Consider the following 12,701-nt stretch of genomic DNA (forward strand, 5'->3'; position numbering starts at 1 on the left):
CACTGGGCCGTGCTCTCCGACGTGCCCCTCGACCTGCCCGTCCGGCCGGTGTTGCCGGCGATGGTGTCGGCGCTGCGTTCCGCTGGCGCCGCCGTTCTGGTCGCGCCGCCAGGCACCGGCAAGACCACCCTCGCCCCGCTCGCCGTGGCCGACGCGGTCGACGGACGGGTGATCGTCGCCCAGCCCCGCCGGGTGGCCGCCCGCGCCGCGGCCCGACGGATGGCGGCCCTGCTCGGCGAACGGGTCGGCGATCAGGTCGGGTACGCGGTCCGTGGCGAGCGTCGGTCCGGCCCGCGTACCCGCGTCGAGGTGGTCACCACCGGCCTGCTGGTCCGTCGGCTGCACCACGATCCCGAGCTGGCCGGCGTCGGCGCGGTGCTGCTCGACGAGGTGCACGAGCGGCAACTCGACGCCGACCTCGCGCTCGCCTTCACGGTGGAGTCCCGGGCCGCGCTGCGGCCGGACCTCTGGCTGCTGGCGATGTCCGCGACCCCGGAGGCCGACCGCTTCGCCGCCCTGCTCGGCGGCGCGGCACCCGCACCGGTGGTCCGCGCCTCGGCAGCCCTGCATCCGGTGACCCGGATTTGGGCGCCGCCGCCCCGACCGGTGCCGCCGCCCGGCGCGGGTCCGGTGGACCGGGTCCTGCTCGACCACGTCGCGGCCACCGTCCGGCTCGCGCTGCGCGAACGCACCGGAGACCTGTTGGTCTTCCTGCCCGGGGTCGGCGAGATCACCGCGGTCGCCGGTCGCCTGGCCGACCTGCGTGCCGGCGTCGACGTGCTGCGGTTGCACGGCCGCCAGGACAGCAGCGAGCAGGATGCCGCCCTGCGGCCGGGGCAACGGCGACGGGTGGTGCTGACCACGGCGGTGGCGGAGAGCAGCCTGACCGTGCCGGGCGTGCGGACGGTGGTGGACGCCGGCCTGTCCCGGGTGGCCCGGCTGGATCTGGCCCGAGGGCTGGGCGCCCTGGTCACCGTGCCGGTGTCCCGGGCGTCGGCCACCCAGCGGGCCGGGCGGGCGGGGCGCCAGGCCCCCGGCCACGTCTACCGCTGCTGGTCGGAGGCCACGCACGAGCGGCTGCCGGCCCAGCCGGAGCCGGAGATCGCCACCGCCGACCTGACCGGTTTCGCCCTGGAGCTGGCGGCCTGGGGCGCACCCGACGGCACCGGTCTCGCCCTGCCCGACCCGCCTCCGGCGGCCGCGATGACGGTGGCCCGGCAGACGTTGAGCACCCTGGGTGCCATCGACGCGGACGGTCGGATCACCGCGCGCGGCAGGGCGATCGTCGCCGCCGGGGCACACCCCCGGCTGGCCCGGGCGCTGCTCGACGGGGCCGCCCGGGTGGGCGCCGACCGCGCCGCCGAGGTGGTGGCGCTGCTCGCCGAGGAGAGCGTCGCACGGCCCGGCGACGACATCGTCGCCGCGTGGCGCCGGCTGCGCGCCGGCACCGAACCCGCCGCGACCGCTCGCTGGCGGGCCGAGGTACGCCGGCTGCGGGCCGCCCTGCCGGTCGCCGGCGACGGCCGGTCGTACCCGGACAACCTGCCGGCGGGCGACGTCGCCGGGCGGTCCGCGCCGGACGGTTCCGACCGGTCCCGCCGGCTCCCGGACGACGGGTCGCCGACGCCGCTGCCCGATGATCTCGCCGCCGGGCTGCTGGTCGGGCTGGCGTACCCGGAACGGCTGGCCCGGGCGCGGCGGCCGGGCGGCGGTGCGTACCTGATGAGCGGCGGGACCGCGGCCGAGCTGGCGCCGGGGTCGGCGCTGGCCGGTGCCGACTGGCTCGCCGTGGCCGTGGCGGACCGCTCCCCCGGCGCGCCGACCGCCCGGATCCGGCTCGCCGCCGTGCTGGACGAGGCGACCGCACGCGAGGCCGGCGCGCCGTCGCTGCGTACCGACCGGGAGGTCGGCTGGTCCGGTACGGACGTGGTGGCCCGGGAGGTGGTGCGGCTGGGCGCGATCGAGCTGGTCGAGCGTCCGCTGCCGAGGCCCGCCCCGGAAGCGGTCACCGCCGCCCTGCTGGCCGGCCTGCGCGGCGTCGGGCTCGACCTGCTGACCTGGACCCCGGCGGCGCGGGCGCTGCGCGAACGGCTGGCGTTCTGCCGGCGGGCGCTCGGCGACGACTGGCCGGACGTCTCCGACGGGGCGCTGCTGGCCGGTGCGGCCGACTGGCTCGGCCCGGAGCTGGCCACCGCGCGCCGCCGCGCGGACCTGGCCCGGATCGACGTGGCCGGCGCGCTGCGCCGGTTGGTGCCCTGGTCCCTGGCGGGGCGGCTGGACGAGCTGGCCCCGGAACGGCTCACCGTGCCCAGCGGCTCCCGGATCCGGGTGGACTACACCGATCCGGCCGCCCCGGTGCTCGCGGTCCGGCTTCAGGAGACCTTCGGCTGGGCGGACGCGCCGCGGATCGCCGGCGGTCGGACGCCCGTACTGCTGCACCTGCTCTCCCCGGCGGGACGGCCGGTGGCGGTCACCGCTGACCTGGCGTCGTTCTGGCGCACCGGCTACCGGCAGGTCCGGGCCGAACTACGCGGCCGCTACCCGCGCCACCCCTGGCCGGAGGACCCGACCACGGCACCGCCGACCCGGTCGGCCTGGCGGCGGCGCTGACCCTGCAGCGTGTTGTGGGCGCAATCGGTCAAGTCGAACGCCGCTTCGGCCGCGATCGTGGACTACACCGGGACCAGCTCGTACAGCCGCTGGTGATCTGACGGGGTTGCCGCTGGCGTGAGGACTTCCTTGCGCCGGGCGCGCTCTGCGTTTCTGGCCTCGGCCGGCGTCAGTCCTCGTCGGTCGGGCTGGGGCGATTCTCGGCGATCCAAGCCCGGACGGCCTTGCCATCCCAGACGCGGCCCATCTTCAGCGTGACGAGCGGGTCAGGGAATCCCTTGCGGCCCACGATGATCGTGGCGCGCTGCTTGCTGATCCCACCAAGCAGATCACGGATTTCATCCAGTCCGAGCAGCTCCACAATTTGACGCTATGGCCCGGAGGCGTTGCATTAAGGGGGAGCGGGTGAGACAACTCCAACAGGGGTTGCCTTCGTACAACTCCCGTGATGCGATGGGTACATGACGCGATTCGTCTCATACGGGGAGTACCTGGTTGGCGTTGCTCTGACTCTCGCGCGAAGGCACCGACCGGCGTGGAACCGCATCCTCAAACGGGTGACCTGCCGCTGCGGTAGGGATCTGCCGTGCCGGGTGCAGCACCGGGTGCCGATTAGCGAGGGCCACTGGCCGGGGGAGGCGTCATGACGACGCATGCCCCTGTTCTGCCTGTCTGGACCTGCGCGGGGTGTGGCGCTCCCTGGCCCTGTCCCACCCGCCGCCGTGAGTTGCTGGCCGAGTACGAAGGCGCTCCGGTGTCCCTGTCGATCTACATGGCCTCGCGTCTGGTGTCCGCGACGCAGGACTTGAGCTGGGCTCCTGCTGGCACTCTCCATCGCAGGTTCCTCGGGTGGCTGCCGTGACCGAGCGCCCTGAGGTGCCCTCCCTTGTCCAGGTGGCCTGGCTCGTTCTTGACCACCACCGCGTCAAGCGCTGTCACCGGTGCCACCCGGACGGCTGGCGCCCCCGCCTGGCGGTATCGCGTGCCCAGGTCCTGGCCTGGCAACAGGTGAGGAACCTCCGGTGACCGCCCACCTACCGAAGCCTGGTGACCTGCTCCGGGTAGGCCGGGAGGCCAGCGTGCAGTTCACCAAACCGATCCTGTTCCGTGTGATCCGCGTGCTCGACCGGCCCACCTACCACGGGTGGATCTGGCTGGAGGGCTACCAGATCGACAACAGGGGCGACGCGGTGGACCGACGGTCCATCTTCGTCATGAAGGCCGGGCTGCGCGTTCCCGCCGTGGGTAAAACGGGGCAACAGAGACGTTTGAGATCGCCGCAGAGACGCTAACCCATCGCGGGGGTACACCCCCCGTCCGAGCGCACTCCCCCAGCGCGTCTGTGCAGATCATCGATGATCCTCGGTCCCGTCGTGCTCGTCCTCGCCGCAGGCGATGCACGGGTTATCGTCGGTGTTCACTTCTTCGCGGCTTCCTGGGCGGCCCGGAACGCCTCCCGGCACTTGGCCCGGCCCTTCATCTCCCGGGTGTGTCCGCAGGCGGAGTGATCCAGTCGGCCGTTGTCGTTGAGCTTGGGCGCGAACTTTGGCGGGGTGGCCTCTTGGCGGGGGTCTTGCGGGTGGCCTTCGTGGCATCCGCGAGCCATGCCGGTGTGACATGGCCGACGGCAGCGCTGGCCTCCGCAGCCAGTTGATCGACTCCGTTTCGTCGATACGGCGGTGTCCGATCGGTCGGGACACCGCCGTTACGGCGAAATGGCGATCGGCGATGATCAAGGCGTGGTGGCCGCTGCGCCTGGGGATGTGGACGGCACGGGTTGCGGCATCTCGGGGTGTTCGGGTGCCCAGGGTGGGCACGGGTTACGGGATGTCGGCCTATCCCGCCCTGCGGGTGGCACGGGTTGCGGGATGTTGGGGTTTCCGGGCCGGTTGAGACCACGAGTTGCGGTGTCCCGTGTGCAGGCCCGCGAGTTGCGGTGTCCCGTGTGCAGGCCCACGAGTTGCGGCATCCTGTGGCAGGGCCCGCGAGTTGCGGTGTCCCGTGCGATGGCGCCGGTCGCGGAGTTGTCTCATCGCCCGGCGCCTGCCTGCCGTCGGTGTGCCGCGCCTTGTCTCCCTCGGGACCCCGCACTAGCGGAGCGGACGGAAGCCGTTGCGCAGCTCCTCCGCGAAGACCGCCGGCTGCTCCCAGGCCGCGAAGTGCCCGCCGGTGTCCAGCCGGTGGTAGTAGATGAGGTTGGGGTACGCCCGCTCGGCCCAACTGTGCGGCGCCTGGTACAGCTCGTCGGGGAAGGCGCTAACCGCGGCCGGCACGGAGACCCCCTTGGTGGCGAAGAAGGAGAGCTTGTTCTCCGCGTAGAGACGCGACGCGGAGACCGCCGTGTTGGTCAGCCAGTACAGCGTGATGTTGTCGAGGATGTCGTCGCGGGTGAGGCCGGCCGGGCGCCCGGCGAAGGCCTGGCAGATCAGCTCCAGGCTGCGTGCGTCGTGGTCGAGCAGGAAGGCCGCCAGCCCCACCGGCGAATCCGCCAGCCCGGTCAGGGTCTGGGGCCGGGTCTGCATCATCAGGGCGTACGCGACGTGCTTCCACACGAAGTCCAGTTGCTCGGCCGCGTGCCGCTCCGCGTCGGAGAGATCGGCCGGGAGGGAGCCGAGGGCGTTGTTCGCCGCGGTGACGTCGGACTGGAACAACGCGTCGATGTCCGGCGGCACCGCGCCCGGCATGTTGGTGTGGATGCCGATCAGCTCCGGCGGCGCCTGGACGCCCATCTGGTCCGTGACGACGGCACCCCAGTCGCCGCCCTGCGCGACGAAGCGCGAGTACCCGAGATGCTTCATCAGCTCCGTCCAGGCGCGCGCGATGCGCTCGGGACCCCAGCCGGGGGCGGTCGGCTTGCCGGAGAAGCCGTGGCCGGGCAGAGACGGGATGACCAGGTGGAAGGCGTCCGAGGCGGCACCGCCGTGGGCCGTGGGATCGGTGAGCGGTCCGACGATCTTCAGCTGCTCGATGATCGATCCGGGCCAGCCGTGCGTGACGATGAGCGGCAGCGCGTCCTCGTGTTTCGACCGTACGTGGATGAAGTGGATGTCCAGGCCGTCGATCTCGGTCCGGAACTGTGGCAGGGAGTTCAGTCGTGCCTCGACCTTGCGCCAGTCGTACTCCTTCTCCCAGTACTGCGCGAGCGCCTGCATCGTCGCGAGCGGCACGCCCTGCGACTGGTCGTCGACGGTCTCCTTCTCCGGCCAGCGGGTGTTCGCGATGCGTCTACGCAACGCGTCGAGCTCCGCCTCCGGAATCTCCACCGTGAACGGCCGATCCTGCCCGGCACGCACCGGAGCCTCGATCTTGACAGCCACGTCGTCCTCCCAGTCCCCCGATGATCGGCTGGGATTCCCGGAAGCCGCCGTCTCATGCCATCGTGGGCCGACGCTGGAATCCGCCTCGGCCACCTGACGGCTCAGCCCTCGTCGACCACGTCCGCGACGACGACGGTGATGTTGTCCGGGCCGCCGGCGCGCAACGCCAGGTCGATCAGCTGCCGTGTGCACGCCTCCCGGTCGGGCTGGCCGGCCAGCACCTCGGCCAGGGTGTCCGCGCGGACGACGTTGGACAGCCCGTCGCTGCACAGCAGCCAGCGGTCGCCGGCCCGGGGCACCATCGTCGCGTACGTCGGGTCGACCTGCTCGCCCTGCAACGCCTGGGTGACCACGGCCCGGCGGGGATGACTACCGGCCTGGTCGGGGGTGATCAGGCCCTGGTCGACGAGCATCTGCACGAAGGTGTCGTCCCGGGTGATCTGCTTGAGCACGCCGTCGCGGAACAGGTACGCCCGGGAGTCGCCCACGTGGGCCAGCGCCAGGCAGCTGCCGGTACGCGCGAACAACAGGGCGGTCAACGTGGTGCCCATCCCCTGCCGTTGCGGGTCCTGGGTGACCGCCTGCCGGATCCGGGTGGTGGCCAACTCGATGCCGCTCTGCAGGGCGGCGACCAACGCGTCCTCGGGGGTCGGCACATCCAGCCCGGCGATGGCCTCGATGGCGATGGCGCTGGCCAGGTCGCCCGCGGCCATGCCACCCATGCCGTCGGCGACGGCCACCAACCAGGTGCCGACGTGCACCGCGTCCTGATTACCGCTGCGGATCAGCCCACGGTCGCTCGTCCCGGCGGAACGCAGCTTCAGGGTCATGGCACGCAGCCTGCCAGGCGAAGGGCGCGGTTGTCTCTAGGGGGGATCAGGAGGACCCGGCGTGGCGCGGCGAATCTCACTGCGCGTGAGCCCCGAGGATCATCGGACGGGATCGATTGACAGCGTCCGCACACCCTGGAAACATGCCCGATAACCTGGGAGCGCTCCCAGCCATCCATCACCAGCACACCCCCGTCCCCGCTCGTCGGAAGGAACCCCCCGTGACGCCATCCCGACGTCGCCTCACGGTGCTCGCCGTAGCGACCACCGTGGCGCTGATCGGCCCGAGCGCCGCCGGCACAGCCCACGCCGATCCCCCGGCCGACGCACCCGAACAGATCACCAACGGCGACTTCAGCACCGGTGTGTCGCCCTGGTTCTCCTACGGCACCGGTCCGCTCGGCGTCACCGACGGCCAACTCTGCGCCACCGTTCCCGGCGGGCTCGGCAACTCCTGGGACGCCGGCATCGGCCAGGACGCCGTCGCGCTCGTCGGCGGCGCCGAATACACCCTCGGCTTCGACGTGACCGCGACCCCTGGTGGCTCGGTCAACGCCGTGCTGCAACTGGGCAACGCCCCCTACACCGGCTACTACAGCGTCTCCGCCGCCGCCACCGCGACGCGGCAGCGGATCGAGCGGACCTTCGTGGCGCCCGACGACGATTCACGCGCCCAGATCATCTTCCAGGTCGGCGGCAGCGCGCAGGAGCAGACCATCTGCCTGGACAACGTCTCGCTGCGCGGCGGCAACCCGCCCGAGCCGTACGAGCCGGACACCGGCCCGCGGGTGCGCGTCAACCAGGTCGGCTACCTGCCCGGCGGACCGAAGAACGCCACCGTGGTCACCGAGGCGACCAAGGCGCTGCCCTGGCAGCTGCGTTCCGCCGCCGGCGCCGTGGTGGCCCGCGGCACCACCACCCCGCGCGGGGTCGACCCGGCGTCGGCGCAGAACGTGCACTCGGTCGACTTCTCGTCGTACCACAGCCCGGGGCGGGGCCTGACGCTGGCCGTGGACGGGGAGGTCAGCCACCCGTTCGACATCTCCGGCACGCTGTACGACCAGCTCCGCTCGGACGCGCTCCAGTTCTTCTACATCCAGCGCAGCGGCATCGCCATCGACGGTGACCTGGTCGGCGAGGAGTACGCCCGCCCGGCCGGCCACCTGGGCGTCGCCCCCAACCAGGGCGACACCGACGTGCCCTGCCAGCCCGGCGTCTGCGACTACCGGCTCGACGTACGCGGTGGCTGGTACGACGCGGGCGACCACGGCAAGTACGTGGTCAACGGCGGCATCGCCACCTATCAGCTGCTGAGCGCCTTCGAGCGGACCAAGAACGCCGCCACCGCCGGCTTCGGCGCCGCCCTCGGCGACGGCACGCTGCGGCTGCCCGAGCGCGACAACGGGGTGCCGGACGTCCTCGACGAGGCCCGCTGGGAGCTGGAGTTCCTGCTGCGGATGCAGGTGCCCGCCGGCAAGCCGCTGGCCGGCATGGCCCACCACAAGATCCACGACCGGAACTGGACCGGATTGCCGTTGCGGCCCGAGGACGACGACGAGCTGCGCGAGCTGCACCCGCCGTCCACCGCCGCCACGCTGAACCTCGCCGCCGTCGCCGCCCAGTGCGCCCGCCTGTTCGCCCCGTACGACCCGGCGTTCGCGCAGCGCTGCGGCAGCGCGGCGAAGACCGCGTACGCGGCGGCCAAGGCCAACCCGACCCGGTACGCCAGCCCGACGGACGGCAACGGCGGCGGCGCGTACGACGACGGCAACGTCACCGACGAGTTCTACTGGGCGGCGGTCGAGCTGTACCTGACCACCGGCGAGCGCGCCTACCTGACCGACCTGACCGCGTCGCCGCACCACACCGGCGACGTCTTCGACGCCCGTGGCTTCGGCTGGCAGAGCGTCGCCGCGCTGGGTCGCCTCGACCTGGCCACCATGCCGAACGGGCTGCCCGCCGCCGACCTGGCCCGGGTCCGGACGTCGGTCACCGCCGCCGCCGACGGCTACCTCGCCGAGATCCGCCGCCAGGCGTACGGGCTGCCGATGCCCGGCGACCCGGACAGCTACTTCTGGGGCGGCAACAGCAGCGTGATCAACAACGCGGTCGTGCTGGCCACCGCCTTCGACCTGACCGGTCAGGCGAAGTACCGCGACGGCGCGGTGCAGACGATGGACTACATCCTCGGCCGCAACGCCCTGAACATCTCGTACGTCACCGGGTGGGGCGAGCACGCGGCGGAGAACCAGCACAGCCGGATCTTCGGCCACCAACTCGACCCGAGCATGCCGAAGCCGCCCGCCGGCTCGCTGGCCGGCGGCCCCAACGCCGCCCTGCAGGACCCGTTCGTGGAGCAGTTGCTCGCCGGCTGTGCGCCGATGTTCTGCTTCGTCGACGACATCGCCTCGTACTCGACCAACGAGGTGGCGATCAACTGGAACTCGGCGCTGGCCTGGATCGCCTCGTTCCTCGCCGACCAGGGCGATTCGCGGGCGGTGCCGGCGCCGACCTGCGCGGTGAACTACACCAACTACGGCGCCTGGCACGGCGGCACCGGCTTCACCGGCCAGGTGACCATCCGCAACACCGGCACCAGCACGATCAACGGCTGGACCGCCCGGTTCGCGTTCACCGGTGACGCGAAGGTGCGCGAGGCGTGGATGGCGGACGTGACGCAGTCCGGCGCCACGGTCACCGCCAAGAACGAGTCGTACAACGCCCGGATCGCCCCCGGCGGCACCGCGATGTTCGGCTTCAACGCCACCACCGGCAGCGGCGCCAACCCCGGCCCGCACCTGATCACGGTCAACGGCGCCCCCTGCGCCGTCTCCTGATCCCCGGGTGGGGCGCCGTCGGCGACCGGCGCCCCACCCGGCCCCGCACCCGCCCTCTTCCCCGGTTGATCAAGAGGTCTTGGTCTGGAATTCCGCACGCGGATGACCAGAACTTCTTGATCAGCCGGGTGGTGGACGGCTACGCCGGCGACGACCGGCGCTGGTCTGCTGATGCGAGCAGCAGGGCTTCACCACCACCGACCGGTTCACCGTGGACCGGCCCGGCCGCCCACCGTGGCCCGGAACAGGTCCTGATCCGCCGGCCATGACCGGGCGGCAGTCGTCGCCAGGCGGCGCTCCTCATCGGATGGACTGCCGCCACTGTCGAGCTGACAGCGGCAACGAATCGGCGGCTGCGCGCCGCGCACGGCCCAGACGGCCACGAGCCACACAGGCTCGACGCCCCCACGCCTGCTGGCCGACGCCCGACGGCCAATCGCCTATGCCGCAGGCCAGCGGCCAACGCAAGCACCAAAGGCGCTCGGCTCCGGCTGAGCGATGGCACAAACGGTTCAGCTCGACAGGGAAGGGCGGCGCGAACCGAGCGGCGCGGGACCAAGCAGCGCGGGACCAAGCTGCACGGACCGACGGTCCTGCCCGGCATCTCTCCGAACCGAGGTCGGCCGACCAGCCGGGTCAGCTGGCGCGGCGCAGCTTCGGCAGCACCCGGTCGCCGAACGCGTCGAGGAAGGGACGCTGGTCCTGCCCGACGTGGTGCAGCGCGATCTGGTCGAAGCCGAGGTCGGCGTACTCCTCCAGCCAGCCCACGTGCCGGCCCAGGTCGGCGGAGATGTTGACCACCTCGACGAGGCGGGCCATCGGCACCTCGGCGGAGAGCACGTCGAAGTGCTCGGGCGTGGTCAGGTCCCAGCAGATTGGCGGGGCGAAGACGTTGCTGCGCCACTGGTCGTACGCGATCGCCTCGGCCTCGGCCTGGGCGGGCGCCCAGCTCAGGTGCACCTGGAGGTGCAGCGGCCCGCGACCGCCCGCGCTGCGGTAGGCGTCGATCATCCGGCGCAGGTGCTCGGTCGGGGCGTTGACGGTGATCAGCCCGTCCGCCCATTCGGCGCACCAGCGGGCGGTCTCGACGCTGACCGCGGCGCCGACCAGGGCCGGCAGCTGCTCGGGCCGGCTCCACAACCGCGCCCGGTCGACCCGGACCAGGCCGTCATGGCTGACCTCCTCACCGCGCAGCAGGGCGCGGATGACCTCGACGCACTCGCGCAGCCGCGCATTGCGGACGTCCTTGCGGGGCCAGACGTCGCCGGTGATGTGCTCGTTGGCCGCCTCCCCAGAGCCGAGGGCGGCCCAGAACCGGCCCGGGTACATCGCGCCGAGGGTGCCGATCGCCTGGGCGATGACGGCCGGGTGGTAGCGCTGACCGGGCGCGTTGACCACGCCGAACGACAGCCCGGTGGCCTGGAGCGCGGAACCGAGCCAGGACCAGGCGAAACCGGAGTGGCCCTGACGCTCGCTCCACGGGGCGAAGTGGTCGGAGCACATGGCCGCGTCGAAGCCGACGCGCTCCGCATGGGTGACCGCCTCCAGCAGGGCGCGTGGGTGAATCTGCTCGTGGGAAGCGTGGAAACCGATCGCCGTCATGCCGCCGTTGTCTACCCACCCCGGCGGCGATGTAAGCAGGGGCCTGCGGTAGCGGAAGGACCCCTTCTCAACGCCAGATCATTCGGCGTGCGCGCCGGCACCGACACCGGCCGTACCCTCGCCGATCCAGACCGTCTTGACGTTGCAGAACTCGTGCATCCCCTGGGCCGACAACTCCCGGCCGTAGCCGGAGTTCTTCACCCCGCCGAAGGGCAACTCCGGATAGGAGGTGGTCATGCCGTTGATGAAGACGGCACCGGCCAGCAGGTCGGTGGCGAAGCGCTCCTGTTCCTGCGGGTCCCGCGTCCAGGCGTTCGAGCCGAGGCCGAAGGCGGTCCCGTTGGCCACCTCGATCGCCTCGGCGTACGACGACACCCGGTACAGCCCGGCGACCGGGCCGAACACCTCCTCGGTCCACATCCGCATCCCCGGAGTCAGGTCGGTCACCACCGTCGGCGGATAGAACCAGCCCGCACCGCTCGGCTTCTCCCCGCCGCAGAGCACGGTGGCTCCCTTGTCGACCGCGTCGCGCACTTGGGCGTCGACCTCGTCACGGCCCCGCTCGGTGGCCAACGGACCGACGTCGGTGGTGTCGTCGGTCGGGTCACCCACCCGCAGCGCCGACATCCGGTGCGCGAACGCTTCGGCGAAAGCCTCGTAGACGTCGGCGTGCACGATGAAGCGCTTGGCCGCGATGCAGGACTGGCCGTTGTTCTGGCAGCGGGCGGTGGTCGCCACCTCGGCGGCCAGTTCCACGTCGGCCGAGGGCATCACCACGAAGGGATCGCTGCCGCCCAACTCCAGCACCGTCTTCTTCAACTCCCGACCGGCGATCTGGGCGATCGACCGGCCGGCGGGCTCGCTGCCGGTCAGCGTGGCGGCCCGCACCCGGGAATCGCGCAGGATCTTCTCCACCGCCTCGGAGCCGACGAGCAGGGTGGTGAACGCACCCTCGGGGAAACCGGCCCGGCGGAACAGGTCCTCCAGCAGCAGCGCGGTCTGCGGCACGTTGGAGGCGTGCTTGAGCAGTCCGGTGTTGCCGGCCATCAGCGCCGGTGCGGCGAAGCGCATGACCTGCCAGAGCGGGAAGTTCCACGGCATCACCGCGAGCACCGGCCCGATCGGCTGGTACCGGACGAACGCCCGGGTGGCGGAGACCGCCGCCGCGTCGGCCGGCACGTCGGCGAGGAACTCGGCCGCGTGGCCGGCGTAGAAGCGGCAGGCGCTGGCGCACTTGCTGACCTCGGCCTTCGCGGCGGCGAGCGTCTTGCCCATCTCGGTGGTCATCACCCGCGCGATGTCGTCCCGCTCCGCCTCGAGCAGCTCCGCCGCCGCGGTCAGCCACCGTCCCCGCTGCTCGATCGTGGTGCCGAGCAGTTGCCGGTGAGCCAGTTCGGTCCGTTCGATCGCCTCGTCGACCTGCTCGTCGGACATCGCACCGTACGTCTTGAGCACCTGACCGGTGGCGGGGTTGGTGGTGGCGATGGACATCAGGGCTACTCCAG

Annotated in this window: 9 protein-coding genes; 3 read left to right on the forward strand and 6 right to left on the reverse strand. The window is 72.2% G+C overall.

Annotated elements, in window-relative coordinates:
• The first annotated feature begins 9 nt into the window (after positions 1–9).
• Positions 10–2,610 carry an ATP-dependent helicase HrpB gene (gene hrpB / locus IEY61_RS16470; protein WP_189045399.1) on the forward strand — a complete coding sequence of 867 codons (2,601 nt, stop codon included), beginning with the start codon at positions 10–12 and terminating at the stop codon, positions 2,608–2,610.
• 169 nt (positions 2,611–2,779) lie between these two features.
• Here hrpB and IEY61_RS16475 read toward each other — a convergent pair whose 3' ends face one another.
• The gene (locus tag IEY61_RS16475) at positions 2,780–2,971 is read right to left on the reverse strand and encodes a hypothetical protein (RefSeq protein WP_189045209.1); all 192 of its coding nucleotides are present in this window, start codon (positions 2,969–2,971) and stop codon (positions 2,780–2,782) included.
• A gap of 661 nt (positions 2,972–3,632) precedes the next feature.
• On the opposite strand from IEY61_RS16475, the gene IEY61_RS16480 reads away from it, so the two are divergent.
• Positions 3,633–3,902, forward strand: a complete 270-nt coding sequence (locus tag IEY61_RS16480; RefSeq protein ID WP_189045211.1) for a hypothetical protein — start codon at positions 3,633–3,635, stop codon at positions 3,900–3,902.
• A 125-nt stretch (positions 3,903–4,027) separates the two neighbouring features.
• On the opposite strand, the gene IEY61_RS16485 is transcribed toward IEY61_RS16480, so the two are convergent.
• From IEY61_RS16485 to IEY61_RS16495, 3 genes are all read right to left on the reverse strand, one after another.
• A complete protein-coding gene (locus IEY61_RS16485) occupies positions 4,028–4,216 on the reverse strand; it encodes a hypothetical protein (protein ID WP_189045213.1) in 189 nt (62 codons plus the stop codon).
• A 484-nt stretch (positions 4,217–4,700) separates the two neighbouring features.
• Positions 4,701–5,927: an epoxide hydrolase family protein gene (locus IEY61_RS16490; RefSeq protein WP_189045215.1), complete on the reverse strand. Its 1,227-nt coding sequence runs from the start codon at positions 5,925–5,927 to the stop codon at positions 4,701–4,703.
• 101 nt (positions 5,928–6,028) lie between these two features.
• Positions 6,029–6,757, reverse strand: coding sequence for a PP2C family protein-serine/threonine phosphatase (locus IEY61_RS16495; protein WP_189045217.1), 729 nt, complete (start codon positions 6,755–6,757; stop codon positions 6,029–6,031).
• Positions 6,758–6,978: 221 nt separating this feature from the next.
• Here IEY61_RS16495 and IEY61_RS16500 point away from each other — a divergent pair, with 221 nt between their 5' ends.
• Positions 6,979–9,594: a glycoside hydrolase family 9 protein gene (locus IEY61_RS16500; protein WP_189045219.1), complete on the forward strand. Its 2,616-nt coding sequence runs from the start codon at positions 6,979–6,981 to the stop codon at positions 9,592–9,594.
• Positions 9,595–10,230: 636 nt separating this feature from the next.
• On the opposite strand, the gene IEY61_RS16505 is transcribed toward IEY61_RS16500, so the two are convergent.
• Positions 10,231–11,196 carry a TIGR03885 family FMN-dependent LLM class oxidoreductase gene (locus tag IEY61_RS16505; protein ID WP_189045221.1) on the reverse strand — a complete coding sequence of 322 codons (966 nt, stop codon included), beginning with the start codon at positions 11,194–11,196 and terminating at the stop codon, positions 10,231–10,233.
• Positions 11,197–11,274: 78 nt separating this feature from the next.
• Positions 11,275–12,687 carry an NADP-dependent succinic semialdehyde dehydrogenase gene (locus tag IEY61_RS16510; protein WP_189045223.1) on the reverse strand — a complete coding sequence of 471 codons (1,413 nt, stop codon included), beginning with the start codon at positions 12,685–12,687 and terminating at the stop codon, positions 11,275–11,277.
• Positions 12,688–12,701 lie beyond the last annotated feature (14 nt).

The sequence above is a fragment of the Micromonospora sonchi genome (assembly GCF_014646235.1).
GTDB classification, from domain to species: Bacteria; Actinomycetota; Actinomycetes; order Mycobacteriales; family Micromonosporaceae; genus Micromonospora; species Micromonospora sonchi.